Source organism: Sulfitobacter sp. W027 (assembly GCF_025143985.1).
Taxonomy (GTDB): Bacteria; Pseudomonadota; Alphaproteobacteria; order Rhodobacterales; family Rhodobacteraceae; genus Sulfitobacter.
Map to the genome: position 1 here is coordinate 1,632,742 of NZ_CP083564.1, position 25,111 is coordinate 1,657,852.

At 59.7% G+C, this 25,111-nt stretch carries 24 protein-coding genes, 1 tRNA gene, 1 other RNA gene and 1 pseudogene; 11 read left to right on the forward strand and 16 right to left on the reverse strand.

Going from position 1 to position 25,111, the window contains the following annotated elements:
- Position 1 precedes the first annotated feature (1 nt).
- The 3 genes from K3759_RS07965 (at position 2) to K3759_RS07975 (ending at position 3,073) form a co-directional block, all read left to right on the forward strand.
- On the forward strand, positions 2-1,639 hold the full coding sequence (locus K3759_RS07965; protein WP_259985480.1) for an FAD/NAD(P)-binding protein: 1,638 nt from the start codon (positions 2-4) through the stop codon (positions 1,637-1,639).
- A 109-nt stretch (positions 1,640-1,748) separates the two neighbouring features.
- Positions 1,749-2,345, forward strand: coding sequence for a L,D-transpeptidase (locus tag K3759_RS07970; RefSeq protein ID WP_259985481.1), 597 nt, complete (start codon positions 1,749-1,751; stop codon positions 2,343-2,345).
- Between the two features lie 437 nt (positions 2,346-2,782).
- Positions 2,783-3,073, forward strand: a complete 291-nt coding sequence (locus K3759_RS07975) for a hypothetical protein (protein ID WP_259985482.1) — start codon at positions 2,783-2,785, stop codon at positions 3,071-3,073.
- 112 nt (positions 3,074-3,185) lie between these two features.
- Here K3759_RS07975 and K3759_RS07980 read toward each other — a convergent pair.
- The 16 genes and pseudogenes from K3759_RS07980 to K3759_RS08055 all read right to left on the reverse strand — a co-directional run bounded on the left by K3759_RS07980 (position 3,186) and on the right by K3759_RS08055 (position 19,524).
- A tRNA-Ser gene (locus K3759_RS07980) sits at positions 3,186-3,275 on the reverse strand.
- Between the two features lie 72 nt (positions 3,276-3,347).
- Positions 3,348-4,070, reverse strand: coding sequence for an alanyl-tRNA editing protein (locus K3759_RS07985; protein WP_259985483.1), 723 nt, complete (start codon positions 4,068-4,070; stop codon positions 3,348-3,350).
- Positions 4,067-6,433 (reverse strand): DUF3772 domain-containing protein, encoded by a 2,367-nt coding sequence (locus tag K3759_RS07990; protein ID WP_409202508.1) that lies wholly within the window; start codon positions 6,431-6,433, stop codon positions 4,067-4,069. The genes K3759_RS07985 and K3759_RS07990 overlap by 4 nt, the downstream gene beginning before the upstream one ends.
- On the reverse strand, positions 6,430-7,464 hold the full coding sequence (locus tag K3759_RS07995) for a cysteine synthase A (RefSeq protein ID WP_259985485.1): 1,035 nt from the start codon (positions 7,462-7,464) through the stop codon (positions 6,430-6,432). Before K3759_RS07995 ends, K3759_RS07990 begins: the two co-directional genes overlap by 4 nt.
- A 13-nt stretch (positions 7,465-7,477) precedes the next feature.
- Entirely contained in the window at positions 7,478-8,611 is a 1,134-nt protein-coding gene (locus tag K3759_RS08000; protein WP_259985486.1) for an NUDIX domain-containing protein, read from the reverse strand.
- A gap of 5 nt (positions 8,612-8,616) precedes the next feature.
- On the reverse strand, positions 8,617-9,057 hold the full coding sequence (locus K3759_RS08005) for a TrgA family protein (protein WP_259985487.1): 441 nt from the start codon (positions 9,055-9,057) through the stop codon (positions 8,617-8,619).
- A 35-nt stretch (positions 9,058-9,092) separates the two neighbouring features.
- Positions 9,093-10,304, reverse strand: coding sequence for a cyclopropane-fatty-acyl-phospholipid synthase family protein (locus tag K3759_RS08010; RefSeq protein WP_259985488.1), 1,212 nt, complete (start codon positions 10,302-10,304; stop codon positions 9,093-9,095).
- A gap of 62 nt (positions 10,305-10,366) precedes the next feature.
- Positions 10,367-11,788, reverse strand: a complete 1,422-nt coding sequence (locus K3759_RS08015) for a deoxyribodipyrimidine photo-lyase (RefSeq protein WP_259985489.1) — start codon at positions 11,786-11,788, stop codon at positions 10,367-10,369.
- Positions 11,789-11,849: 61 nt separating this feature from the next.
- A complete protein-coding gene (locus tag K3759_RS08020; protein ID WP_259985490.1) occupies positions 11,850-13,073 on the reverse strand; it encodes an aminotransferase class V-fold PLP-dependent enzyme in 1,224 nt (407 codons plus the stop codon).
- Between the two features lie 98 nt (positions 13,074-13,171).
- The gene (locus K3759_RS08025) at positions 13,172-14,809 is read right to left on the reverse strand and encodes a BCCT family transporter (RefSeq protein ID WP_259985491.1); all 1,638 of its coding nucleotides are present in this window, start codon (positions 14,807-14,809) and stop codon (positions 13,172-13,174) included.
- Between the two features lie 175 nt (positions 14,810-14,984).
- Positions 14,985-15,410 (reverse strand): HIT family protein, encoded by a 426-nt coding sequence (locus K3759_RS08030; protein ID WP_259985492.1) that lies wholly within the window; start codon positions 15,408-15,410, stop codon positions 14,985-14,987.
- 67 nt (positions 15,411-15,477) lie between these two features.
- Positions 15,478-16,464 carry an acryloyl-CoA reductase gene (gene acuI, locus K3759_RS08035; protein ID WP_259985493.1) on the reverse strand — a complete coding sequence of 329 codons (987 nt, stop codon included), beginning with the start codon at positions 16,462-16,464 and terminating at the stop codon, positions 15,478-15,480.
- A 36-nt stretch (positions 16,465-16,500) separates the two neighbouring features.
- A pseudogene (locus tag K3759_RS08040) lies at positions 16,501-17,605 on the reverse strand (dimethylsulfoniopropionate demethylase).
- Positions 17,605-18,105: a DinB family protein gene (locus tag K3759_RS08045; RefSeq protein WP_259985495.1), complete on the reverse strand. Its 501-nt coding sequence runs from the start codon at positions 18,103-18,105 to the stop codon at positions 17,605-17,607. The pseudogene K3759_RS08040 and the gene K3759_RS08045 overlap by 1 nt, the downstream one beginning before the upstream one ends.
- A complete protein-coding gene (locus K3759_RS08050; RefSeq protein WP_259985497.1) occupies positions 18,102-18,734 on the reverse strand; it encodes a DUF1326 domain-containing protein in 633 nt (210 codons plus the stop codon). Before K3759_RS08050 ends, K3759_RS08045 begins: the two co-directional genes overlap by 4 nt.
- 1 nt (position 18,735) lies before the next feature.
- Entirely contained in the window at positions 18,736-19,524 is a 789-nt protein-coding gene (locus K3759_RS08055) for a DUF2182 domain-containing protein (protein ID WP_259985499.1), read from the reverse strand.
- A gap of 79 nt (positions 19,525-19,603) precedes the next feature.
- Here K3759_RS08055 and K3759_RS08060 point away from each other — a divergent pair, with 79 nt between their 5' ends.
- From K3759_RS08060 to K3759_RS08095, 8 genes are all read left to right on the forward strand, one after another.
- Positions 19,604-20,359, forward strand: coding sequence for a FadR/GntR family transcriptional regulator (locus K3759_RS08060; RefSeq protein ID WP_259985501.1), 756 nt, complete (start codon positions 19,604-19,606; stop codon positions 20,357-20,359).
- A 70-nt stretch (positions 20,360-20,429) separates the two neighbouring features.
- Positions 20,430-20,777, forward strand: a transfer-messenger RNA (tmRNA) gene (gene ssrA / locus K3759_RS08065).
- A gap of 371 nt (positions 20,778-21,148) precedes the next feature.
- Positions 21,149-22,387: a chromate efflux transporter gene (gene chrA / locus K3759_RS08070; RefSeq protein WP_409202515.1), complete on the forward strand. Its 1,239-nt coding sequence runs from the start codon at positions 21,149-21,151 to the stop codon at positions 22,385-22,387.
- A gap of 73 nt (positions 22,388-22,460) precedes the next feature.
- On the forward strand, positions 22,461-22,940 hold the full coding sequence (locus K3759_RS08075) for an SspB family protein (protein ID WP_259985504.1): 480 nt from the start codon (positions 22,461-22,463) through the stop codon (positions 22,938-22,940).
- Between the two features lie 95 nt (positions 22,941-23,035).
- The gene (fumC, locus tag K3759_RS08080) at positions 23,036-24,427 is read left to right on the forward strand and encodes a class II fumarate hydratase (protein WP_259985505.1); all 1,392 of its coding nucleotides are present in this window, start codon (positions 23,036-23,038) and stop codon (positions 24,425-24,427) included.
- The gene (locus tag K3759_RS08085; RefSeq protein ID WP_007119696.1) at positions 24,424-24,600 is read left to right on the forward strand and encodes a DUF4169 family protein; all 177 of its coding nucleotides are present in this window, start codon (positions 24,424-24,426) and stop codon (positions 24,598-24,600) included. The genes fumC and K3759_RS08085 overlap by 4 nt, the downstream gene beginning before the upstream one ends.
- Positions 24,597-24,830: a ribbon-helix-helix domain-containing protein gene (locus K3759_RS08090; RefSeq protein WP_259985506.1), complete on the forward strand. Its 234-nt coding sequence runs from the start codon at positions 24,597-24,599 to the stop codon at positions 24,828-24,830. The genes K3759_RS08085 and K3759_RS08090 overlap by 4 nt, the downstream gene beginning before the upstream one ends.
- Positions 24,831-24,839: 9 nt before the next feature.
- Positions 24,840-25,067: an N-(5'-phosphoribosyl)anthranilate isomerase gene (locus tag K3759_RS08095; protein WP_259985507.1), complete on the forward strand. Its 228-nt coding sequence runs from the start codon at positions 24,840-24,842 to the stop codon at positions 25,065-25,067.
- Positions 25,068-25,111 lie beyond the last annotated feature (44 nt).

A 25,111-nucleotide genomic window follows, 5' to 3' on the forward strand; every position in this document is an offset into this window, starting at 1 on the left:
GATGCAGGTACAGGCGACAACACGGATAGCCGTGATCGGTTTCGGTCCACGCGGGCTTGGGGCATTGGAGGCCCTGTCCCGGCGGCTGGCGAGTTCCCTACGCCCTGTGCAGATCGACATTTACGAGCCGAGCGCCTTTCCCGGCGCAGGTCCAAACTTTGCCCCCTCCGAGCCGGCGTATTGTCTGCTCAACATTCCATACCGGGATATCGCCATCCGCCCCCCACAGGGCTCTGCCGTGGGCAGTTTCGCGGACTGGCAGGGCAAACCAGTTGATCCCGACGCTTTTCCATCCCGCGCTGACATGGGCCGCTATCTCGAAGCGCGGCGGGACGATCTCTTTCAGCGGAGCTTTACTGAAACTGACACCAAGCTCACATTGATCCCCGCGCGTATTGCGCAGCTTTCGCAGGAAGGATCAGTCTGGCGACTTCAGTCAGAGACCGGCGCGGAGGCGCGATATGATGAAGTCCTCCTGACCCTCGGTCAGCCCCCGGTGGAGCCGGATGAGCAATGGGCGAATTGGCAAGATCACGCGGCGCAGACCGGGGCCGAAGTCGCGCAGGCCTATCCTGCGGCCTCCCTTGAGGCACAGGCTCAGAGTTGGCAAGGCAAGCGCGTGGCCATTCGGGGCTTGGGTCTGTCCACCTTTGACGTGCTGCGCAGCCTTACCATGGCGCAGGGGGGGCATTTTGATGCGGCGGGCTATCACCCCTCGGGCCGGGAGCCTGCCTGTATTCTGCCTTTCTCGCTCAATGGCCAGCCCCCCTTCCCCAAGCCACAGGATGCGGACCTTGATGCCCTCTTTACGCCGTTGCCGAATGAGACCGCGCGTTTCACCCAAGCCGCCGGCGCGGCAGTCAACGCTGCGCCGCAAAAGGCATCGTCACTTATCACTGCGGCCTTAGCGCCGGTCGTGGCGCGAATCCTCACACAGCAGGGCGTGCGTGAGACGCAGGTCTCCGCGTGGCTCACAGCGGAGTGGTCCGACCCCGGCGCGCAAGACAGTCAGCCCCCGATGGACGCCTTGCGGCATGGAATTGAACTCGCCGCCGGGCGGACCGCGCCAAGCATCGGCTACGCCCTTGGACAGGTCTGGCGCAAATGGCAGGACGAATGGCGCGCGGCCTTCAATCCGGGGAGCGCGACGCCTGAAACGGCCAAGCGGCTGATCGGTTTCGACGAAGGGATGAAACGTTATTCCTACGGCCCGCCTCTGTCTTCGGCGTGTGAACTTCTGGCCTTGATTGACGCGGGGCTGGTTGATCTGTCCTTCGTGACGGACCCAGAGATTGCCGACACGGTGCAAGGCTGGTCCCTTCGGGCGGAAAGGCGGCAGTGTGAGGTCTCTGTCATCATCGACGCCGTGCTGCCTCCGCCAGACCTCTCTCACATCAAGGTGCCACCCCTGCCCAATCTCATCGCGAAAGGCTGGGTCACGCCAGTCTCAGCCAACCTGGCAGCCGCGATTGAGCCTGACGGGACGTTACGGGACCGAAACGGAGAGTCTGTTCCCGGCCTCTGCTTACTAGGGCGTCTGGCGCTTGGCAGCGTAACAGCAGTAGATTCCCTGCATGATTGTTTTGGCCAATCTGCCGACCGATGGGCAGAGGGCGCGCTCGCAAGGATGTCGCCCTGACGCCGTGGGAAAGTTACAACAGTTTGTGATCCTCTCTTACGAATGGAACAGCGCGGCCTTAAAATGGTTTCACCCTCAACACGCGATTGAAGAATAGGGGAACAACATAATGAGAAGACGACATTTCATCACCGGCGTAGCGGCCAGCGGCGCAGCACTTGGTACAGGTCTTGCAACTCCCGCATTGGCACATCCGCCCAAAGAAATGCCGAGCTATGATGTGCCGCCAGACATGATGCCGCGGAAGGTGCCAATTGCCGCAGGCGCGCCTCCCTATGAAATCCATGTCGATCCCGACAACTTCGCTCTTTACTGGACACTGCCGGACAATATGGCATGGCGCTATACCGTGGGCGTTGGCCGTCCGGGCTTGTACGAGTCCGGCGAGTTCTATGTTGGGGCCAAGAAAGAATGGCCCAGCTGGACCCCGACCCCGGATATGATCGACCGCGAGCCGGAAAAATACGCTAAATACTCTGATGGGATGGAGGGCGGATTGGATAATCCGCTGGGCTCGCGTGGTCTCTACCTCTTTACCGAAGAGCGTGGCGACACCTTCCTGCGTATTCACGGCACCAACGATCCCAGCACATTGGGCAAACGTGTCTCCAATGGCTGCGCGCGTTTGGTGAACGATCAGATGGCCGAACTCTACGACCGGGTACCAATGAACACCCGCGTGGTGCTATACGAACCGCTCGTCTGATAGATTTGGCTGATGAAGCACAAAGCCCGGAACGGAGAATGTCCGTTCCGGGCTTTTTTCGTTGGCAGATATCAGCATCCGAGAATGAAACATCGCACACGGATTGAGTAGCTGTGGGATGAGTTGGGCCGGTCACGTTCCTGCGAAGGGAATGTAATAAGGGTTGGAGAGCGGTTGCTGACAACCTCAATGCAGTTGGTTTCTGTCCAGAACTCAGAATAAACTTTTCAGAACAGCCGCTTAATGACTTACCGCGCATTGTTACATATCAATCGCGCAGGGTCTCGCTTCGACACGGGCCAGTGATCCGAGTTGCTTTGTAACTGAGACCGGTAACCCTTTAATATCATTGTATCGAACGGGCCCCTCGACCTCCCCACCTCTTCCCAGAGCGTGAAAGCTGAAGCCCATTTCCCAAACCTTGAAAGGACTGGAAAATGAAACTCTTTATCGCAACTGCCGCCGCCACTTTGATCGCCACTGCAGGCTTTGCCGGCCAGTCGACTCGTTACGAAGACCTGCGTTTGGACACCTCTGTGACAGCAACTGTCGTCCACGCTGAAGACGCCGGGGCCACCCGTCCCAATGCGCGAGCCGCTGACCTGCTGCTGGACACTTTCGCAGATGACCGCGCATCAGAAGCAACCTTCTCTACCAACGATGCGCAAAGCAGCTTGGGTGATGGTTATATCTATGGCGGCTTTGGGGCTGGCAACGACTCCCGCTGACCCCCGTCCGGAAAACTGAAAGAGCCCGGACCGAAAGGTGCCGGGCTTTTTGCATGTCTGGAGGTCAGGCCCAAACGGGCACCATATCTCTAGAAAATCATTCAAGGGAAAATGGCGGAGCGACAGGGATTCGAACCCTGGAGACGGTCTCCCGCCTACACACTTTCCAGGCGTGCGCCTTCGACCACTCGGCCACCGCTCCGTTGATGCGCGGTTTAGCTTGGGGGGACAGTGAGTTGCAAGAGCGAAATCCCCCCAAGACGGATAAATTTATCTAGCCGCCAAGATGAACATAGACGCGGCGGTTTAACCGGCCCTTTTTCTCAATCTTTCCAAGGCGAAGGCCGCCGATTTCGCCCGTCCGCGCGACATGGGTACCGCCACAGGGCTGCAGGTCGATGGGATCCTGCGGCTCACCAATACGGATCAGCCGAATATCCCCGCGCCCGCGTGGCGGCGCGACGGACATGGTCTTGACCAGTTCGGGGGTAGTGTCGAGTTGGCTTTCGGTGATCCAGTCCTCGCTCACCCGCGCGTCGAGGGAAACGAAGTGGTTCAGCGCCTCTTCGAGCTCGTCACGGTCCTGTGGCGCGTCGGGCATGTTGAAATCAAGCCGCCCATGGCTGGCCGAGATCTGGCCGCCCGTCACCGGATGCGGGATCACCACTGAAAGGAGATGCAGAGCGGTATGGACGCGCATGTGTTTATGACGGCGGTCCCAGTCAAGCTCCTGGGTAACATAGGCCCCGACGGGCGGCAGGGCACGCGGCTCTGCCGGAACCAGCGCGATGCGGCCACTGTCGCGGTCGCGAACAGTGGTGGCGATGGAGAGTTCCTGTTTGTCCCATGTCAGCCAGCCGCTGTCGCCCGGCTGGCCGCCCCCAGTGGGATAGAACAGAGAGCTGTCCAAAATCACCCCGCCCTCGGGCGTATGGGCTGCCACGCGGGCGGGCGCGTCGCGCAGATAGGATTCCGTCCGAAACAGTTCGCCTGTCATGCCTGTGGCCTCACCTTGTCGCTGCTGTCTTCCAACGCGGGTGCGGCTTCGCCCTTCAGGGCCTCTGGGTTGCGCAGCCACAGATCACGTTGCGCAAAGGGTATCTCGATCCCTTCTTCTTTGAAGCGCGCGGCGATGGCGTGGTTGATGTCGTTCTTGACCTTCATCATCCAATTGACGTCTCGCAGGTAGCAACGAACTTCAAACTCCAGCGCGTCCGCGCCGAAATTCAGGAACAGCACCGCAGGCGGCGGGTTGGTCAGCACGATGGGCTGGGCTTGGGCGATCTCTTGCAAGATGCCCTCCACACGTTTGGTATCAGTGCCATAGGCCACGCCCAGGGGCACGATCAAACGCCCCACGGTGTTGCCGCGCGTATAGTTGGTGACCGTGCCGCTGATCAAATCAGCATTGGGCACAATGACGTCGGTCCGGTCGAAGGTTTCGATCCTTGTTGAGCGCACCGAGATATCGCGGACATAGCCCATCTGCCCGCCCACCTCGATCCAATCGCCTTCGGAGATAGGGCGTTCGATCAACAGGATGATGCCCGACACGAAGTTCGACACGACGTTTTGCAGACCAAAACCGATACCGACTGACAGCGCACCGGCAACATAAGCGAGCGCGGAAAGGTCGATCCCGGCCCCGGTGATCGCCAGCAGCGCGGCGAGGAAGATACCGACGTATCCGATTCCCGAGACGATGGCGTTCTGCCCCCCGATGTCCATCCGCGTTTTAGGCAGCACATTGCTGCGCAGCGCGCTCTGCATCAGACGGGTGGCGGCATAGCCGATGACAAAGATGACCGCAAAGGACAGGAAATCTGTCGGACGGATGCGCGTCTCACCAAAGGCAAAGCCTCGACTGAACAGCGCCCAAAGCTCGGTCAGGTCGGTAACCCTTGCGCCCCATGCCAGTGCCATTACGGGCAGCGACAACAACAGAAGGATCAGGCCAAAGAATACCGGCATCAAGGCATCACGCGCCTGCACCCCCTGCCCGGTCATCGCGCCGTAGACGTCCGCCAAGAACCGTTGCAGCGTCATCACCAGCCCCAAAAGGACAAGTGTGGTGACATAGGGCGGCAGCAGCGACACAGCGGCGTTGTAATAGCCGCTGATCAGCAACAGAGGAGACACAATCGCCACGATCATCGCACCCAAGCCCAGACCGCGCACCACGCGGCTCAGCGTCGAGACGCGTGGCTCTTCAGAGGCAGGTTCATCATCCGGCACCGGGTCGCTGTGACCGTGCAAAATGCGACCGATGCGGAACAGGGCAAAGGCGCTGAGCAACATGACAGGCAGGCGCAGCACCGCTTCGGTGGTCTCAGCCGGTTGTTGCCCGTCGAAAATTGCGTCGATGATCGCGCCAAGGATGACGGTTACTGTAATGATACTGACGTAGAAACGTACGGCTTTGCGCTCGGGGCGCGGCAGCAGGATCAGGGCTTCGTCCTCATCGCGGGAGAACACCCGTTCGGCCACCCAGCGAACGCCCAGCATCGCGCCGCCGATCACCGGGATAAGCTGGACCAAGGCAGACCCGCGCGGCCCAAGCCAGCCGGTCGCCAACACGGCCATCACCAGCAGCACCATACCCGCCGTGGGCAGGATAATCCGCAGCAGCGAAACCACAAAGCGCCAGATGCCAAAACCGCGCGCGCCAAACCGCTGCAGTCGCCCGACAATTGCCGTCGACCAATGATGCCCGCGCAATATCAGCACCAACCCCAGCACCGTAAGCGCCAACACCGCTGGCAAGGAGGACCGCAGATTGCGGCGTGCCGTTTCGGCATTATCGGGGGCTTCGGCGGCAATCTCACCCGCTGCGATAGCCAGATCGTTAACGGCAGTTTGCCAGTGCACCGGGTTGAGCGGCGTGGGGACAACCTCCATCAGCTGTTCGGTTTGGCGCTCGCGCAGGGCTACGTCGATTTGACCAATCAGCGCGTCGGCCCGCAGGAACGCGGCTTCGGCCCGCTGAACCGGGGTTAGCAGGGTGTTGAGCTGTCTGTTCAACTCCTCGCGGTTGGCAGCGACCTCGGGCGATTCCGGCTCGGCCCCTTCGCCTTCTGGTGGGGTGCCAAGGGCGGCTATTTGTTCCCGCAGCGCATTGATCCGCGCCGCGTTCAGGTTTCGCGCCGCGTCGAATTTGGTGCGGTACTCGACCAGCCGGGCGCGCTGCACCTCTAGCATGGTCTCGGTGGTGTCCGTCGCGTCAATCACCTCTTCGGCGGTCGAAGCAACGGATTCCCATTGATCAAAATCCGGCAGTACCGGTTCTTGAGCGACTGCAGCGCCGGTCAGCCAGACCAGCAACGCGGTAAGGCCAAGGGCGAAGCGGAGCATTTGGGTCATGTATCCTCGAAAACACCTGGGATGGATTGCGGCGCGGCATCAAGCCAGCCGGGCGTCGGCAGCCCCTTCTCGCGCAAAAACTCTGGGTTAAAGAGCTTGGACTGATAGCGCGTGCCAAAGTCACAAAGCACGGTGACGATCGTATGCCCCGGCCCCATTTCTTTCGCCATGCGCATGGCGCCTGCGACGTTCACGCCAGAAGAAGCGCCAAGGCAGAGCCCTTCGTTTTCCAGCAGGTCAAAGACCACCGGCAGGGCTTCTTCGTCAGAGATGTTATAGCTATAATCCGGCTTGAACCCTTCGAGGTTCGCGGTGATCCGCCCCTGCCCGATGCCTTCGGCGATGGAACTGCCTTCGGACTTCAACTCGCCTTCGGTATAAAAACTGTGCAGCGCCGCGCCATCGGGATCGGCCAGCGCGATCTTCACGCCCTTAGGCTGAAGCGCCATGGCAACGCCGACCAATGTGCCACCCGAGCCTACGGCGCAGCAGAAACCATCTACCTTGCCGCCTGTCTGTTCCCAGATCTCGGGGCCTGTCGTCTCGATATGCGCCTGCCGGTTGGCGGTATTGTCGAACTGGTTGGCCCAGATCACCCCTTCGGGCGTGGTCTTAGCCAGTTCCTTTGCCAAACGCTCGGAATAGCGGACAAAGTTGTTGGGGTTTTTATAAGGAGCTGCGGGCACCTGCACCAGTTCTGCACCGGCAAGGCGCAGCATGTCTTTCTTCTCCTGAGATTGCGTCTCAGGGATGACGATGACGGTTTTGAACCCCATCGACGCGCCAACCAGCGCCAGCCCGATGCCAGTGTTGCCGGCCGTGCCTTCGACAATGGTGCCGCCGGGCTTCAACTCGCCCCGCGCAATAGCATCGCGAATGATGAACAGCGCCGCGCGGTCTTTGACCGACTGACCGGGGTTCATGAATTCCGCTTTGCCCAAGATTTCGCAGCCGGTCTCTTTGCTCGCGCCGCGCAGCCGGATCAGCGGTGTGTTTCCAATGGCCTCGGCCAGATCTTTTGCAACCTGCATGTTTGCCCCCAGTTCATGTTCCGTCCGGTTTAGCTGTCGTGCCTTCGGACCTCAAGCGTTCGCGGTGACGGGCCAGCCAATAGGCGCTTGCCACCAATGGCGCATTGGCCAGCGCCTGCGCATCAGCCAAAGCCATAAGATCGTCAAAGGACATCAGATGCGAACGGATATCCTCGCCCTCGGCGGCCAAACCGCCCGTGCCGATGATATGATCCGGTAAATCCGCCAATCCCACGAAAATGTGAAAAAATTCCGTCGCATTGCCGGGCGAGGCATAGACGTTGCCCACCGATTCCAAGACGCTCAGCGTGATTCCGGCCTCTTCCTGCGCCTCACGCCGCGCGGCGGCCTGCGGTGTTTCGCCGGGATCGACATGGCCCGCAATGGGCTCTAACTGCCAGCAGGTGTGATCGCCTCGGGCCAGTGGCCCCATGCGGATTTGCTCAACCAGCAGCACGCGGTCGCGCAGCGGATCATAAGGCAGCACCAGCGCCGCATCCGCGCCGATGAAAACCGCGCGGTCAATCTGCGGGGATATGCCGCCGTCAAAGGTCTCATGGCGCAGCGAGATTTCATCAAGGGCGAAGAATTTTGCGTAAACGCGGCTGCGATCAGTCACCTTAATCTTGCCGTTAAGGGTCAGCGGATCATGGGCACCCTGCTCTGCCAGCACCTGCTGATGGGCGCGGCGGCGGATCATCGGGAACATCGCGTCAACCTCGGCCCGGGGACGTTTGCCCATATAGCTCATCACCTCTCGTGCCGCGTTGCACGAGAGCGCGGACCAATCGGCCTCCCACTGTGCGAGCGACCACGGCCCCTGCGCCGTCCAGCGCCCCGGCTGCGGCAGATAGACCTCGGCCGCCTGCCCCTCTGCCAGCGTCACCGGCACCAGATCATAATCGAACGCGCCTTCATAGAAATCGAGCCGCGCGAAATCATCCGCGCTGAGCCCCTGCACCAGCAAGCCTTCGGCCTGCGCCCCTTCGCAAACTTCTATCGTGGGGAACGGCCCCTCCGCTGCGGCAGAGACGCGGTAGCCGGGCAAACTCGCCTCGCTGAGATCAATCGCCCCAGCGGGGCGGCCCAGTACAAGCTCCAGCAGCGGCAGATACCGCAAAGTTCCGTAGATAAACAAATGTCGCATGGGAGTTAGGACCACCGATTATGGGCAAATTCGGTCAGCAGACCAGAGATCACGGCACCCACTACAAGCGCTACGCCCATGGGTACAGTGGCAATCATCACGCCGAACTCAGCCCCAATCTGGAAAATGGCGACGATGGCCTCAAAGGGATCATCATAGCGATTGCGCAAGGCGAGACGGACCATCTCATTCGCAGCCTGCAAGAAAATTGCCCAGAGCATCAGCACAAAGACTCCGGCCAGACCGTTGTTGATCGCCGCCGTAGTTCCCCGCCCGGCCCGCCTGCCCATCACACGCCAGCCGACCAGAAGGCCCAGAACCATGTTGAGCGGCAGGAAGTACCCGAAATCTGTGCTTTCCGGCATTAAGGGCACGACCATTCCCGACAGGATAAAGGCCAGCACCGCGAGCGAGATCGCTGCCATAAGTCGTGCACCAGTCGGCATTTTCGGCTCCTAGCGGGGTCGGACCGCAGGGGCGGTCACACAGGTCGCCGTACCGTAATCTGCGTCACGTCGCAATTTCCACTGTCAAATGTCGCAGCGCAGGAAGTGAGGTAAAAATTCCACATCCGGCGAAAGCGCTCGTCAAAGCCAAGCGCGGTGATCTGATCCCATTTCGCGTTAAAGGTTTCGTGCCAGCGGCGCAGGGTGATGTCATAGCTTTTGCCAAACTCAATCGAGCGGTCCACGACCAGCCCCGCGCGTTCAACCTGCTGGCGCAGCACGGTTGGGCTGGGCAGCATGCCGCCCGGGAAGATATATTTCTGAATGAAATCCACGCCGCGTTTATAGACCTCCCACCGGCGGTCGGCGACGGTGATGATCTGCAAAGTCGCCGCTCGGCCCGGCTTCAGCCGCTGGTGGAGCGTGTCGAAATAGACCGGCCAGTATTTCTCGCCCACCGCCTCAAACATCTCGATGCTGGCAATGCCATCATAGCTCTCGGTCTCGTCGCGGTAGTCTTGCAGTTTGAAGGTCACGCGGTCCGACAGGCCCGCCTTGGCGATGCGGTCTTGCGCGTAGTTGAACTGCTCTTGGCTGATGGTCAGCGCCGTCACCTTCAACCCACGCTCGGCGGCGGCATATTCTGCGAAACCGCCCCAACCACAGCCGATCTCAAGCACATGATCGCCGGGCTGCACGCCCATTTGGTCGACCATGGATTTGTATTTTGCCAATTGCGCCGCCTCCAAGGATTGCTGCGCGTCGCCCTCGAAAATGGCTGAGGAATAGGTCATAGTCTCATCCAGCCAGAGACCGTAGAAGGCGTTACCCAAGTCATAGTGATAGCTGATGTTGCGCTTGGCCTGTTTGCGGTTGTTGCGTTGTAACCAGAAACGGAACTTCTCGAACTGGCGCAGCAGCCCTTGGCCGGGGAAACCGTCATAGACCGTCTCATTCCCCGCATGCACCAAATCCATGAAGGCTTGGAGGTCCGGCGTAGACCACCATTCATCGAGATATGCGTCGCAAAAACCCAGATCGCCTTCGCGGATCAACCGGGCAAAGAGGTCATCGTTGTGAATATGCACCTCGGCCACCGGGCCGGGTTTCGCGCCTTCGGCCCGGAACGCGCGGCCATCGGGCAAGACGAAGTCGACCCGCCCATGCTGCATCGCCTGCGCCATGGCAAAGACCTGCGGAAAATAGCGCGGCAGACCCTTCTGCCCCTCTGTTGTCGTCAGCTTCATACCTCGGTTCCGTTCTTATTCTTGGCGCCTACTGTAACCGCAGGCTGCTGTTTCGCAAAAATTTAAAAATCACGATTGCGATAGGCGTCCAGCGCCTGTTCGCGCCCTTCCGAAAGATCGACGATCGGGTCGGGATAGTCGTCATCCGGGCTGAGGCCCCAGCGGCGCGGAATGGCATCGAAATAGGCCAGCGCATCCTTGCTCGGGCTTGCCCGGCCCTCGGCGATCCAGCGGCGGGTATAGTCTCGGCCCTTGTCGAACCGATCAAGCTGGGTCTCGGGATTGAAAATGCGGAAGAACGGCGTCGCATCGGGGCCGGAGCCAGCCGTCCATTGCCAGCCCATCGCGTTGTTGGCCGGATCCCAGTCGATTAGGTGCTCTTCGAACCACTTTTGGCCGATCCGCCAGTGACACATGAGGTGTTTGGTCAGATAACTCGCCACGATCATGCGACCTCGGTTGTGCATCCGCCCTGTCACCTGCAATTCGCGCATGGCAGCATCGACGAAGGGCACGCCGGTGCGCCCCTGTTTCCACGCCAGCACCTCCGCGCGGCGCTCGTCCTCGTTCCACGGGAAAGCCTGCCATTCCTCGCGCCAGTTTTGATCAAGGATGCGCGGCGTGTGGTACATCAGATGATAGGCAAACTCGCGCCATACGAGTTCTTTCAAAAAGGTCTCCGCTCCCCGCTTGCCCTCTTGCATCGCCCGTTGGCCTGCGTGCCAGCATTGCGCCGGGCTAATTTCGCCTAACGACAGGTTTTCCGACAGGGCGGAGGTGCCATCTTCGCCCGGAATGTCGCGGCTTTCATCATAGCCTTCGACGATATGCGCGATGAAGGATCCCAGCCGCGCCTGCGCGGCGGCCTCTCCCAGACGGACATAGGGGCGCACCACATCACGCCCGCGCTGCATCGGGGCGTCCATCTGCCAATCGTCCAGCGTGTCGTTGTCGGGCCAGTCTTCGGGCGCGGCAATCTCGCTTGGGTTCGCCAAAGGCTCTGCCACATCGCGGCCCCGCACGGATTTCCAATAGGGGGTGAACACCTTGTAAAAGCTGCCGGTCTTGGTCTCGACCGTCCAAGGCTCAAACATCAGATGACCGGCAAAGCTGCAGGCCTCGACCCCATCTTCCTTCAGCGCATCCTTCACTTTGGTATCGCGTTCAATCGCGGCAGGATCGTAAAGGCGGCTCCAATAGACCGCCCCTGCCCCAGTTTGCTCAATCAGGTCGCGCAGAACGTTCAGTGCGTCCCCGCGGCGCAGGATCAAGCGGCTGCCCTTTTCTTTGAGCGTATCGCCCAGACAGGCCAAAGCCAGCCCCAGCCGAAACTTCGGTGCGGCCCCCAGAGCCTTTGACTGGTCGTCATGGATGAAAAGCGGGATCACCGGGCGGCCCGTCTTGCAGGCTGCCGTCAAGGCAGGCTGATCGCTCAGCCGCAGATCGCGCCGGAACCACATGATAATGGGGGAATTTTCGCTCACGGTCGGGGCCTTGCTCCTAGGTTGACCCCGAAACATAGCGCCCCCGCAGCGGGGTCAAGGTTCAGAGCAGATCATCCAGTGCATTCAGCAGTTTATCCATCTCGTCCTTGGTGGTGTAATGGGTGAAACTCAGGCGCAAAACGCCCTTGCTGTCATCCACCCCCATCGCACTAAGCGCTCGGCCCGCATAGAAGGTGCCGCCACCCGCCATGATGCCTCGCTCGGCCAGCGCCTGCGCCATCTCGATCCCGGGCCGGTCAAGCGCAAGTGCCACCGTCGGCGCCCGCTTTTCCGCAACGCCGGGGCCGATTAGTCGCACCGAATTGCGCGCCGCCATCGCATCAAGCAGTGGTTGCAGCAAAGCCGTCTCCTGCGCGCGCATCGCGTCATGCACAGCGACACCGCGCGCTGTAGTATCGGCGCTGCCGCCGATATGATGAGCGTGGAAAGCGTCGATATAATCTGCCATGCCCGCACTGGCAGCGATCTGCGCGTGATCCGGCCCCGCCGGGGTGAAACGTTTGTACAGCACATCGCCGTTGAAGTGATGCGCTTGGTTCGGCAATAGCTCTGCCAGCGCGCGGCGAATGACCATCACGCCCTGATGCGGCCCAAAGGTTTTATAGGCTGAGAAGAGGTAAATGTCCGGCCCCAACGCCCCGACATCGGCAAAGCCGTGCGGCGCATAGGACACACCGTCAACGCAGACGAAGGCGCCAGCGGCATGGGCCAGCGCCGTGATCTCGGTCACCGGGTTGATCTCTCCCACCACGTTGGAACAGTGCGGGAAACAGACCAGTCGGACCTTTTCGTCCAGAAGGTTTTCAAGGTCCGCCGGGTCCAGATGCCCGGTCTCCGAGTCGATCTGCCACTCGCGGATTTCGATGCCCCGCTCGGCCAAGCGCCGCCACGGCCCTGTGTTGGCTTCGTGATCTTGGTTGGTCACGATGATCGCCTCACCGGGCTGCATCATTTGCCCAAAGGCCTGCGCCAAGACGTAGGTGTTTTGCGTGGTCGAGGGGCCGAAACTCAGCTCTTCTGGGGTTACGCCAAGGATCGCGGCCATACGGTTGCGGGCCTCGTCCATCTCCTCCCCGCCCAGACGGCTCGCCTCATAGGGGGCGTAGGGCTGCACCTTTCGCTGGGTGTAGAAACGATGCAGCCGGTCAATCACTTGGCGGCAGGTGTAAGACCCACCGGCGTTCTCAAAAAATGCCTGCCCCTGAAGGCTCGGCTCGGCGAAGGCGGGGAATTGGGCGCGGACCCAGTCGGAATCAATATGCATGGCGCGAAGGTCCACCGGGAGGCCGCTAAGGTCAAGCGGCTAAAGAAAAACGGCGGCCCCGAGGAGCCGCCGCTGGAGAGTTCGCCAAGTGGGTCTGCTTAGCGGATTTTCCGCTCATCCTGCAGACCGCGGAAGATGCAGTAGCACATGAACAGCAAGAGCAGCGTAAACAGCAACCCGGTGGAGATCACCATGGACTGCAGCGCCGCCAAGCCGCCGCCGATCAGCAAGGCGATGGCCACGGCACCTTCAAAGATGCACCAGAACACCCGCTGCGGCACTGGCGCATCGACCTTGCCGCCTGCAGTGATCGTGTCGATGACCAACGAGCCGGAGTCGGACGAGGTGACAAAGAACACCACCACCAGCACGATGCCGATGAACGAAGTGATTGATGAGAGCGGCAGTTGATCCAGCATCTTAAAGAGCTGCAGCGGCAAGCCAGCATCCTGTGCGCCAGTATAGCCGTCGTTCAGCACCTGATGGATCGCAGTGCCGCCGAAGATCGACATCCAAAGCACGCAGACCAGCGAAGGGATCAACAGAACGCAAACGATGAATTCGCGCACGGTGCGGCCGCGGCTGACGCGGGCGATGAACATGCCAACGAAGGGTGACCAGCTGATCCACCACGCCCAATAGAACGCGGTCCAACCTTGAGAGAAGTTCACGTCTTCACGGCCAAAGGGATTTGCCAGTGCAGGCAGATACTCAATGTAGGCCACCAGTGAGTCCCAGAAGAACGTCAGCAGGAACACTGTCGGCCCGACGATCAGCGTAAAGAGCGCCAGCAATGCCGCCAACCCCATGTTGATCTCACTCAGCACCTTCACACCACCATCAAGGCCGCGCAGAACCGAAATTAGCGCAATAGCAGTGATCAGCGAAATCAGCACAATCTCAGATGTGGTGCCAATCGGCACACCGAACAACTCGTTCAAGCCTGCATTCGCCTGTGTCGCACCCAGACCCAGCGATGTTGCCAGACCAAAGAGCGTTGCAAAGACCGCGATGATGTCGATGATATGCCCGGGCCAGCCCCAGACACGCTCGCCCAATACCGGATAGAAGGCCGAACGGATCGTCAGCGGCAGACCTTTGTTATAGGTGAAAAGCGCCAGCGCCAGCGCGACGATGGCGTAGATCGCCCAAGGGTGCAGACCCCAGTGATAGATCGTCGCCGCCATGCCAAGGCGCAGCGACCCGGCTTCGTCTCCTGTTGCGGCTCCCAATGGCGCCCAGTCGGTGCGAAGGCCGTTTTCAATCGTAGTCTCGCCCATTGAGGTCGAGAAGTGCGTCAGCGGCTCGGACACGCCATAGAACATCAGGCCGATGCCCATGCCTGCCGCGAAAAGCATCGCGAACCAGCCCAGATAGGTGTAATCCGCGACCGCCTCATTGCCGCCAAGGCGAACATTGCCGAAAGGCGTTACGATCAGCAAAAGCGCGAAGATCACCACCAGATCGGCGGCGCCAATCAGGAACCAGTCGAAATTTTTGGTTGTGAAATCAAACATGGCCGAGAAGACCCCGGCCGCCTGGTCTGGCAGAGCAATCGTATAGAAGACAAAGATCACCACCGCGATCCCCGAAATCAGAAAGACCGGATTGTGAATATCCAGCCCGAACGGCCCGATTTGCCGTTCGATATTGTCTTGACCGATCTCATAATCGGTATCAATCACGTCCGCCTTGCCTTCAGGCTCGGGGATGCCGTGCGAAGTTGTATCGCTCATTATCTGTTCCCTCTTATGATGACGGATCGCCCTACAAATGTACGACGTCCGTTCTTTTCGTCTGTGCAACAGGATAGAGGCTTGCGCCTATTGGGCAAGCTTTGCAGCCAAGCGTCTTGAGACACTTGGAGAAAACGACGTCTTGGCGTCCTGCTGCGACGTAGAAGAGAGGGGGTTACCCTGTCCCGAGCGCGGCTGCAATCGCATCGGCCTGTTCGCGGATCCGGTCCATGTCACCCTGCACCCCCGGCGGACGCAGACTATCGCCCGCATGACGGGGCAAGATGTGGTAATGCAGGTGGAAGACCTCCTGCCCGCCCGCAGCTTCGTTGAACTGCTGAACGGTAATCCCATCCGCGCCAAAGGCCCGTAGACAGCCATTGGCGACCTTTTGGACCGTGGCCATGCAATCGGCCAACTGAGTGGCGCTGGCATCAAGCATGTTGCGACAGGGCGACTTGGGGATCACCAGACAATGCCCTTCAGCGCGCGGCATGATGTCCATAAAGCAATAGGTCTTGTCGTCTTCATAGACCTTGAAGCTTGGAATTTCTTTGCGCAGGATCTTGGCGAAGATATTGTCGTCGTCATAGTCGGCCATCATGCTCTCCTTCTGGCGGTCGGGGCGGCGCGGTCCATTAACCACGCCGCCCTGTGCCAAGGCAATATCAGGCGTTTACATCGACAACCACACGGCCTTTGACCTGACCTTTCAGGATATCCGCGCCGAGTTTGGGCAGATCGCTGAGGGTCGCGGGGTGGATCATCGCGTCAAGCTTCTCCATCGGCAAGTCTTTGGCCACCCGCTCCCATGCGCGCAGACGGTTGTCATAGGGCTGCATTACGCTGTCGATGCCCAAAAGGTTCACGCCACGCAGCAGGAATGGGATCACTGTGGCAGGCAACGCTGCTCCGCCTGCAAGGCCCACGGCCGCGACGCTCGCACCATATTCCATCTGCCCCAGCACACGGGCCAGCATCGCGCCGCCCACAGCGTCGATACAGCCGCCCCAAGTCTCGCCTTCCAGCGGGCGCTTGACTGTCTCATTGATCTCATCGCGGGCTACTATCCGGCTGGCACCAAGGATTTTTAGGTAGTCCTCGGTCTCGGGCCGGCCGGTGACTCCTGCCACCTCATAGCCGAGATTGGCAAGGATCGCAGTTGCGACCGAGCCGACGCCGCCCGCAGCGCCTGTGACCAGAACTGGCCCATTCTTGATCCCGTGGTCCTCCAGTGCCATCACTGCCAGCATCGCGGTAAAACCCGCAGTGCCCACGGCCATCGCCTGCCGTGTGTCGAGCCCCTCGGGCAGTGGCACCAGCCAATCGGCCTTAACCCGCGCTTTCTGGGAGTATCCGCCCCAATGCGCCTCTCCCACGCGCCAGCCAGTCAGCACGACCTTGTCACCGGCCTTGTAGCGGTCGTCACTTGAGGTCTCGACTGTGCCAGCGAAATCGATCCCCGGCACATGCGGATAGTTCCGAACCAAACCGCCGCCCGGTCCGATGCAAAGACCGTCTTTGTAGTTCACGGTGGAATACTCGACCGCGACCGTTACCTCGGCGTCGGGCAGTTGATCTTCGGTGATTTGGGTAACCTCGGCGTGGGTCTTGCCTTCGTCGTCTTTGTTCACAATCAATGCATTAAAGCTCATGGCTCATCTCCTTTTCAGGTTTCAATATGCCGGGCATCAGGCCCAGAAACTCTCACGCACGGTTACGTCCCGCACGCCTTCGGGTGTTTGGACCTGCAACCGGGTGCCTGGATCCCAATGGGTCATCCGCACCATTCCAATGGCGACATTCACGGCAAAATCAGGCGACCACACGGTCGAGGTCACCTGCCCTACGCGCTTGTCACCAGCCATCAGTGGCCAAGCCCGGTCACAAAGCGGGACCGGATCGCCCGAAATCTCTAGAGGGCGTATCTGTTGCACTGGCCCCTCCTTTGCCACCCGAAGCAGCGCATCTCTGCCGATGCATCCCATCGCAGCCTGCGTGTCGCAGAGCTTGCCAAGGCCACATTCATGCGGGGTGTTATCATCAGTCATGTCATTGCCATAACTCAACAATCCGCCTTCGATCCGCTCAATCAGGTTGGGACAGCCCGCGCGCACATCCAGATCGCGCCCCGCCGCGAACAGAGCGTGCCACAGCGGCATGGCGATATCATCGCCCTCCGTGTAAATCTCAAAGCCCCCCCTGTTTGGAGTAGCCGGAGCGCGCGATGTTCATAGCGCGGCCCTGAAACTCAAACTCACCAAAGCGGAAAAACTTTACGTCGCGCACCGCATCGCCAAAGACCCGCGCCATGAGGTCATCGGCCCTCGGCCCCTGTACGGCCAATAAGTTCACATCCGGCTCATCCACCAAGACATCAAGACGATAACCGTTGCATATCCCCTTGGCCCACAACAACAAATCGCTATCCGCAATGGATATCCACCAGCGGTCCTCAGCCAGTTTCACGGCGACGGGATCGTTCAGCATCCCGCAGGTCTCATCCACGATCGGCACATAGACGCAGCGCCCCGGAGCCACCTCACGCAGATCGCGCGGGGTCAGCATTTGCATCAGCCGAGAAGCGTCCGGCCCGCGTAGTTCAACCTGTCTTTCACAAGCCACATCCCAGACTTGCACGGCTTTCTTCAAATGGTGATAATCGGCTTCGGTGCTTTCAAAGACGGTGGGCAACAGCATCCGATTGTAGACCGTATAGGCCTTCACCCCCGCAGCCTCCACGCCAGCCGAAAAGGGCGTGCGCCGGATGCGGCGTGAAGGGGAAAGTTCAGCCATCAGCCATCCTCCGGCATCAAGATCAAATCGGTCACCGGCGCGTCTTGCCCGGCGCTCGTCAGCATGGCATGCACCTGCCCCCGATGATGGGTTTGGTGGTTAAAGAAATGCACCACAGTTCGCGCCAAAGGGGTGCTAACATCACGCTGCAAGATCCCGGAATGCCACGCTAAATCGGTATCCAAAGCATCCTGATGGAGGTTCCCGGCCCAGCTCGAAATATCCGCGTCGCACTCTTGCCGCGCAGAGCACCAAGCGGCACCTGTGGGACAGAGTTCGGTGTCCCGCCCTTCCGGCCTCGGGAAGGCCGGATCAAAACGGGACAACCAGATTTGGTCGCACCAAAGAAGATGGTTCAGGGTTCTGAGAATCGAGCCAAAAAAAGCCCCGCGATCCTGCGTTAACGCATCCTCATGCATTACCTTAACAACGCTTATTAACTGCCTGTTTTGCCACGCGTTGTATCGGGCCATCTCTTGGGCGTAACCGGGGGTAATCACTTGGTACCCTGCCAGTCAATCGCGCAGACCTCAGCGGATTTTCCGCCGAAATCCCAAACCCGTCCGTAATCGCGCACTTTGGACTTCACGCCGCGCGCGGCAACGATATTGGGGCCCATCCAGTACTTGGAGTTGGTGATCGTCACTGGCTCGCCCGGCACGGCCCCTGCAAGGAGTTCGATCTCTCCGTTGATCTTGCGGCCAATGTTGATGACACGGCGATTGCCGTCGCGGATGATCTCGACCGGGGCACGCTCCGCACCGATGATCTCGCTCACCAGCATCGTAAACAGCCCCGTGGTCCCGCCCGCGGCACCGCTGAAGATTTTCAACAAACCGTCATAGGCCGCCTCGTTTGCACGATCATCGACATAGGCAGCCACCTTCCAGTTGCCTTCGCCCATGCGTCCCGGGATATCGACCAACAGGCCAACGTTCAGCCCCGCCAAATCTTCGCCCTCAAAATGGCCTTCGTCGATCACAATGCCCATCCAGGCGTGACAGTGGCCTTCGGTCGGCAGATGCGCGCCGAGGCTGACCACGCAGGGGCAGAAAACGTCGCAGGAGCAATTGAGGAAAAGCTCGCCTTTTACGGCCCAATCGGCGGGTGTCATCTCTCTGTTTGGCATATTATCCTCCTGTTATCATGGGCCAACCCGCCACGACGCCTGCGCCGAGGATCAGGGCGAAACCCATTGGTTTTGTTACGTAATGTCCGATTTGGGGTAGCTTTTCGACAATCATGAAAAGCGTCGCCAGTCCCATCCAGGCAAGGTTCATCACCCCGCCTGCGAAACCCAGCACCATAAAGCCCCAGCAGCAGCCTGCGCAAAAGACGCCGAGGCCCAGCCCCATGCGAAAGCCGCCCGCGGCGCCGGGTCGCCAATGGCCCATGAAATACATCATTGGGGAGTGGCACACGCCGTGGCAGACCTCCTTTGCGCGGGTGAATTGAAACAGGCCCACGGCAAGCAGCAGCGCCGCTGCGGTCCAGCGGGATTTGGCGATGCCCAGCATATCGATGATCCCGCCATGTAAGAGCAACAGTTGCAGCCCCGCGATCCCCGCGGCGAATGCGAGCCAGACGGTAATGTAGCCCGCAAGCACGGCAGCCCAACCGATGCGGGTGCCATTGGCCGAGGTCATCAGGTCTTCGTAAGCCCGCAGCGTGGGCACCATGGTCGGCACCATCATCGCCGCCATCATCGCGCCCCACATCACTAACAGCGGAAAGAACCGCGCCATGGGCATATACATATCCATGCCCGGATCCATCTGCCGCATCCGTTCGCCCATAGCACCAGGGCGTCCCAGCAGGTCAACGTCCATCTGCGTCGCCATGGCATACATCATCCACCAAGCGGCCAATATCAGGGCGAAAAACCCAAGCCACATTGTAGACCGTACCATTGCAGACATCGCGCCCCCTCCTCGTGGATGCTCTTGTGAATTTAATGTCAGACAATTAAAGTCCCCGCAAACATTAATTGTAAGACATATGAAAATCGACCCGAGCAACCCTGCCGACTTGTCGGCGCAGATCGCTACTGCCATCCGTGATGCCATCATCGGCGGGCGGCTGATCGTGGACCAGCGTTTGCCGTCCGAGGCGGAATTGGCGGAGCAGTTCGAGGTCTCGCGCCCCACGGTGCGCGAGGCGCTGAAACGGCTCGCTGCGCAATCGCTGATCCGCACGCAGCGTGGGGCCACTGGTGGCGCGTTTGTGAACCGTCTGAGCTTTCCCGATGCCTATGACCAGCAGATCACCACCTCTACCTTACTGTTGTCGATGAATGCGGTGAGTTTCGAGACCGCTTGCGAGGCGCGCTATGCGCTTGAGCGGGCCTGCGCTCCCCTTTCGGCAGAGCGGCGCACCGCTGATCATCTTGCCACAATGCGCGCTGAGATTCATCGACAAGCGCAGCCGGGGCTGACAGATGAGGCCTTTTGCGCCTCTGACGTGGCCTTTCACCGCGCGCTGGTGGATGGCGCGGGCAATCCGGTGCTGAGCTACCAACTCGCCGGTGCCGTTGAAGCCATGCAGCCTTTGATGAATATGATCACCTTCACCGCGCGAGATCGTGCGCGTATCGTCGCGCTGCACGAGGCAATCGCCGATGCGGCAGAGGCGCGCAACGGTCTGGCCGTGACGGCGGGGTTGAGCGCTTTGGAAGCGGAAACCCAACAGTTAGCACAGAGTGTATTCGCCGCGCGGGCCGCACGGGAGGCTGGAAAGGCGAAGTCTCAGGGCTGAGAATTCGGATACATAAAGCTAAACAATGCTTTATGAGCAGACCCTGACCCTGAAATTTCCCAGCATCGCGCCCCTTGCAATTCACCCCTAGCAGCCCTACTTTAATCCTGTCCTTCGGGACTATGGACATAAACGCGCTCGTAATAAGCGGTTCGGACCCGGGGGCGGTACCCGGCGGCTCCACCAAACATCCTTCATTTGGGGATCATGGGGCCGAAATAGGATCGACGAACGTCTAAAGGGGTTGCTTTGTTTCGGTGAGTTACCACCGTTATCGGTACAAAATGTACAATTGCAAATGACAATCGTGCTCCAGTTGCGATGGCCGCGTAAGCGGTTTCAGCGACTGAAATCTAAGTCCTTAGGCTTTGCAGCTTAAGGCGGGGTTCGCAGGTACCTGGCAACAGAAACCTGCACTTACACCCCCTACTTCATCTATTTTTGTTGTTGCTGTACCTTTGGTATTGCCTCGATTTACGTCTGTGCAAGGGAGATGCGCAGGCATGGCAGTCCGTTTCGCATCTATTGCCAAAATTGCATTGGCCCAAAATCGCGTTGGCCGTAGTCATCCCAGTCATGAGTGTGTTCAAGGGGAAACTGGCGGGCTGTTAATGTTGCGTCCGGCGTCGTAAGGATTTCGGGGCGCGCGGGTCTGCTTGACCGCTTCATTGTCCGAGGCTATCCCTTTGAGGAAGCTGCGAAAACCGTATCTTGAGGCTTCGCACCTGCGATTGCATAGGATGCCCCATGGCCGCGCCAGAACCCCATGCTCTCCCTGAGCAGGATTACATGCCTTCTTGGTCAGAAATGACCCATGTCTTCGGGCGCATCGGGCTGATGTCATTCGGCGGCCCGGCGGCACAGATCGCAGTGATGCACCGCGAATTGGTCGAAGACCGCCCGTGGCTGAGTGAGCAAACCTACCTGCGCGCCCTATCGCTTTGCATGTTACTGCCGGGGCCTGAGGCGATGCAATTGGCGACCTATGCGGGATGGCGTCTTCGCGGAGTGCCAGGCGGGTTGCTGGGCGGTCTGCTTTTCGTGGTCCCGGGGGCCATAATCATCGCCATATTGGCGTTGCTTTACGCGTGGTATGGTCAACTGCCTTTCGTACAAACGGCGTTTCTCGGCATCAAAGCTGCGGTTGTTATTGTCGTATTTCAAGCGCTTCTGAAAGTTTCCTCGAAAGCATTGCATGGACGGCTGGGCTGGGCACTGGCGCTTGGGTCATTCATTAGCCTCTTCCTATTTGGCCTGCCGTTCCCGCTTATCATCCTCATCGCAGGAGCCGTTGGGATGTTTGTTCGTGGGTCTGCCGCCCGGCCCGAGCCCACAAGCGCCCCTCCCGCCCAGAGCCTGCGCACCCTGCTGATTTGGGGCACGCTTTGGGCTGCGCCCCTCTTATTGATAGCCGGACTAAGCGATGATTTTCTCCTGCAACTGGGGCTGTTCTTTTCCAAGCTCGCTGTGGTGACCTTCGGCGGTGCCTATGCGGTGCTGGCTTATATGACCCAGACTGTGGTGCAGGATTTCGGCTGGATCGACACCGACCAGATGATCGATGCGCTTGGCTTGGCTGAGACGACACCCGGGCCGCTAATCCTTGTCACGCAATTTGTCGCTATGCTGGCGGGCTTTGCCCAAAGCGGCCCAATGGGCGCGCTGACTGCTGGGTTGCTGGCACTTTGGGTGACATTCACGCCCTGTTTCCTGTGGATTTTCCTTGCCGGGCCCTATCTCGAAGCGCTTTCTGCGCAGCCGCGTATCGCCGGGGCGCTGCGGGCCATTACGGCGGCTGTCGTTGGCGTGATTGCCAATCTCTCTGTCTGGTTTGCGCTGCATGTCCTGTTTGACCGGGTGAGTCCCGGCGTCTTTCTCGCCCTGCCAGAGCCGGTTTGGATGAGTTTCGACCCCATGGCCGCCGCGCTTACCGTTGCGGCTGCGGTGCTGATGCTGGCCTTCAGGCGCGGTTTCGTCACGACCATGGTGTTGCTCGCAGCCCTCGCCCTTGCCGTTAGCGCTATTTAGCGCTGCGCCCCCTTTTACTCGCCTGTGAATGGGGTATGCTGATCCCTGCCCATCGCCCGGACCGGAGAGAAGAATGAGCCGCAGTATCGATTACGGCAACCTAATGCACGAAGCCATGCGAGGTTTGATCCGCAAGGTATTGCAAGACGTATCGGACAACGGTCTGCCGGGGAATCACCACTTCTTCATCACCTTCGATACATCGCATCCGGATGCGGAATTGGCTGACTGGTTGTCTGACCGCTACCCCGGTGAGATGACCGTGGTCATGCAGCATTGGTATGACGGGTTGGAAGTAACGGCTGACGGTTTTGCGATCACGCTGAACTTTGGCGATGCGCCAGAGCCGCTCTATATCCCCTACGACGCGATCCGCACCTTCGTGGACCCTTCGGTTGAATTTGGCTTGCGGTTTGAGCAGCAGGAGAGCGAAGAGGACGATGACGACAGCGAAGAAGGCACGCTTGATCAGACTGATGAAGATGAGTTGGAAGTCGCAGAAGAGCCGGTCAAAGACGCCGAAATCGTATCACTGGATTCCTTTAGGAAGTAAGTCTGGATTGGCCGTTAGCGCCATCCCTGCATTGCGCAGGCCGCAAGGCACAGGTACACCGCTGGACAACGATAAGTCACAGCAGGAGCCGCACAATGGCCGATACCCGCACCGAAACCGACAGCTTTGGTCCGCTCGAAGTCCCCTTCGACAAATACTGGGGCGCGCAGACGCAGCGCTCGATCATCAACTTCCCGATTGGCTGGGAAAAGCAGCCCATCGCCATCGTGCGGGCGCTTGGCGTGATCAAGAAAGCCTGCGCGCAAGCGAATGTGGCGCAAGGCTCGCTGGATGAGGAACGCGGCAAAGCGATCATTCAGGCTGCTGGCGAAGTCTTTGAAGGCAAGTTCGACGACAACTTCCCGCTGGTGGTCTGGCAGACAGGTTCGGGCACGCAGTCCAACATGAACGCTAATGAGGTCATCGCCAACCGTGCGATTGAGCTCATGGGCGGCACCATCGGCTCGAAAGATCCGGTGCACCCCAACGACCACTGCAACATGGGCCAGTCCTCGAACGACACCTTCCCCACCGCGATGCACATCGCCACCGCGATGACGGCGCGGGACGTGCTGCTGCCGGGGCTGGAGAAGCTTCACGGCGCATTGCAAAAGAAGGTCGAAGAGTTCGACGGCATCATCAAGATCGGCCGCACCCACACGCAGGACGCGACGCCGCTGACATTGAGCCAAGAGTTCTCTGGCTACACCCATCAGGTCGCCATGAGCATCGCCCGCGTGCGCGACGCGCTTGGCCGCATCTATGAGCTGGCCCAAGGCGGCACCGCCGTCGGCACCGGGCTTAACACCAAAAAGGGTTGGGCCGAGACCGTGGCGCATAATATGGCCGAAATCACCGGCCTGCCCTTCGTTACCGCGCCGAACAAATTTGAAGCGCTGGCCGCCCATGACGCGATGGTGGAAATCTCCGGCGCGCTGAAAACCGTCTCGGCCAGCCTGTTCAAAATCGCCAATGATATCCGCCTGCTGGGCTCCGGCCCGCGCTGCGGGTTGGGCGAATTGATCCTGCCTGAAAACGAGCCGGGCTCTTCGATCATGCCGGGTAAAGTGAACCCGACCCAGTGCGAAGCGCTGACGCAGGTTTGCATCCACGTCATGGGCAACGATGCCGCCGTAGGCTTCGCAGGCTCGCAGGGTCATTTTGAGCTCAACGTCTATAAGCCAATGATGGCCTATAACGTGCTGCAATCCATGCAACTTTTGGGTGACGCGGCCTCGGCATTTACCGACAATCTTATGGTCGACCTCAAGGCCGATGCAGACCGGATCGAGAAGCTGATGCGCGAGTCACTGATGTTGGTGACGGCGCTCGCGCCTGAGATCGGCTATGACAATGCCACAAAGGTCGCCAAGACCGCGCATAAGAACGGCACCACGCTGAAAGAAGAGGCCATCGCACTGGGCTTCGTGGATGCCGAAACCTTTGAACGGGTCGTGCGGCCCGAAAATATGATCGGACCAAAATGAGTGCGCCCATCAACCTCAACAAGGTGAAGAAAGAGCGGGATCGGTCGTCCCGCAAGGCCCGCGCGAATGAAAACGCCGTGGGCTTTGGCCAGACCAAAGCGCAAAAAGAAGCGCTGAAGGCCCGCGCCGAACAGATCGCCCGCAATCTGGAAGCGCATAAGCGCGAGACATGAACGCGCGGCCACGCAAACATTCGGTGACCCTTCGGGGTCACCGGACATCAATCTCTCTCGAAGATGAATTCTGGGATGAGTTCCGCGCAATTGCCGTTGCACGTGGCATGCCGATCAACGCATTGGTAACCGAGATTGACGCGACACGGGGGCTTGATATCGGGCTTGCTGGGGCGATCCGCTTGTTCGTGCTGCGATCGTTAAAGGAACGTTTACTAAAAGCGGAATAGCGTTGGGCCATGGCCCTCGCATCCACTCTTTCACCCGGCGCTTGGCTGGATGATATATTCGCCTCCAAGGCGGCAATCCGCGGTCAGGTTATTCGACGTAAAGCGCGCGATATCGAAAAGTTCGTCGGTCGCCGCGAATTCGAACGCGAGTTGAAACGTCGGGGTTTTCAAGCGGTTGAGAACGCCGGACAGGCCATCATATTTTGCAATAGAGAACCCATCCGGCGCATCTTGTAGCCGTTTTCTTTAAAAGAAAACGGCCTCGGAATTTTCAAAAAATT

Excerpts from the sequence above, each read along its gene's own strand:
- K3759_RS08010 (WP_259985488.1), bottom strand. The coding sequence starts at position 10,304 with ATGAAGCTGACGACAACAGAGGGGCAGAAGGGTCTGCCGCGCTATTTT.
- K3759_RS07995 (WP_259985485.1), bottom strand. The coding sequence starts at position 7,464 with ATGCAGGTTGCAAAAGATCTGGCCGAGGCCATTGGAAACACACCGCTG.
- K3759_RS08030 (WP_259985492.1), bottom strand. The coding sequence starts at position 15,410 with ATGGCCGACTATGACGACGACAATATCTTCGCCAAGATCCTGCGCAAA.
- K3759_RS08020 (WP_259985490.1), bottom strand. The coding sequence starts at position 13,073 with ATGCATATTGATTCCGACTGGGTCCGCGCCCAATTCCCCGCCTTCGCC.
- K3759_RS07975 (WP_259985482.1), top strand. The coding sequence starts at position 2,783 with ATGAAACTCTTTATCGCAACTGCCGCCGCCACTTTGATCGCCACTGCA.
- K3759_RS08025 (WP_259985491.1), bottom strand. The coding sequence starts at position 14,809 with ATGAGCGATACAACTTCGCACGGCATCCCCGAGCCTGAAGGCAAGGCG.
- K3759_RS08050 (WP_259985497.1), bottom strand. The coding sequence starts at position 18,734 with ATGCCAAACAGAGAGATGACACCCGCCGATTGGGCCGTAAAAGGCGAG.
- K3759_RS07990 (WP_409202508.1), bottom strand. The coding sequence starts at position 6,433 with ATGACCCAAATGCTCCGCTTCGCCCTTGGCCTTACCGCGTTGCTGGTC.
- K3759_RS08060 (WP_259985501.1), top strand. The coding sequence starts at position 19,604 with ATGAAAATCGACCCGAGCAACCCTGCCGACTTGTCGGCGCAGATCGCT.
- fumC (WP_259985505.1), top strand. The coding sequence starts at position 23,036 with ATGGCCGATACCCGCACCGAAACCGACAGCTTTGGTCCGCTCGAAGTC.
- K3759_RS07965 (WP_259985480.1), top strand. The coding sequence starts at position 2 with ATGCAGGTACAGGCGACAACACGGATAGCCGTGATCGGTTTCGGTCCA.
- chrA (WP_409202515.1), top strand. The coding sequence starts at position 21,149 with ATGCCTTCTTGGTCAGAAATGACCCATGTCTTCGGGCGCATCGGGCTG.
- K3759_RS08055 (WP_259985499.1), bottom strand. The coding sequence starts at position 19,524 with ATGTCTGCAATGGTACGGTCTACAATGTGGCTTGGGTTTTTCGCCCTG.
- K3759_RS08075 (WP_259985504.1), top strand. The coding sequence starts at position 22,461 with ATGAGCCGCAGTATCGATTACGGCAACCTAATGCACGAAGCCATGCGA.
- K3759_RS08000 (WP_259985486.1), bottom strand. The coding sequence starts at position 8,611 with ATGCGACATTTGTTTATCTACGGAACTTTGCGGTATCTGCCGCTGCTG.
- K3759_RS07970 (WP_259985481.1), top strand. The coding sequence starts at position 1,749 with ATGAGAAGACGACATTTCATCACCGGCGTAGCGGCCAGCGGCGCAGCA.
- K3759_RS08090 (WP_259985506.1), top strand. The coding sequence starts at position 24,597 with ATGAACGCGCGGCCACGCAAACATTCGGTGACCCTTCGGGGTCACCGG.
- acuI (WP_259985493.1), bottom strand. The coding sequence starts at position 16,464 with ATGAGCTTTAATGCATTGATTGTGAACAAAGACGACGAAGGCAAGACC.
- K3759_RS08005 (WP_259985487.1), bottom strand. The coding sequence starts at position 9,057 with ATGCCGACTGGTGCACGACTTATGGCAGCGATCTCGCTCGCGGTGCTG.
- K3759_RS07985 (WP_259985483.1), bottom strand. The coding sequence starts at position 4,070 with ATGACAGGCGAACTGTTTCGGACGGAATCCTATCTGCGCGACGCGCCC.
- K3759_RS08085 (WP_007119696.1), top strand. The coding sequence starts at position 24,424 with ATGAGTGCGCCCATCAACCTCAACAAGGTGAAGAAAGAGCGGGATCGG.
- K3759_RS08095 (WP_259985507.1), top strand. The coding sequence starts at position 24,840 with ATGGCCCTCGCATCCACTCTTTCACCCGGCGCTTGGCTGGATGATATA.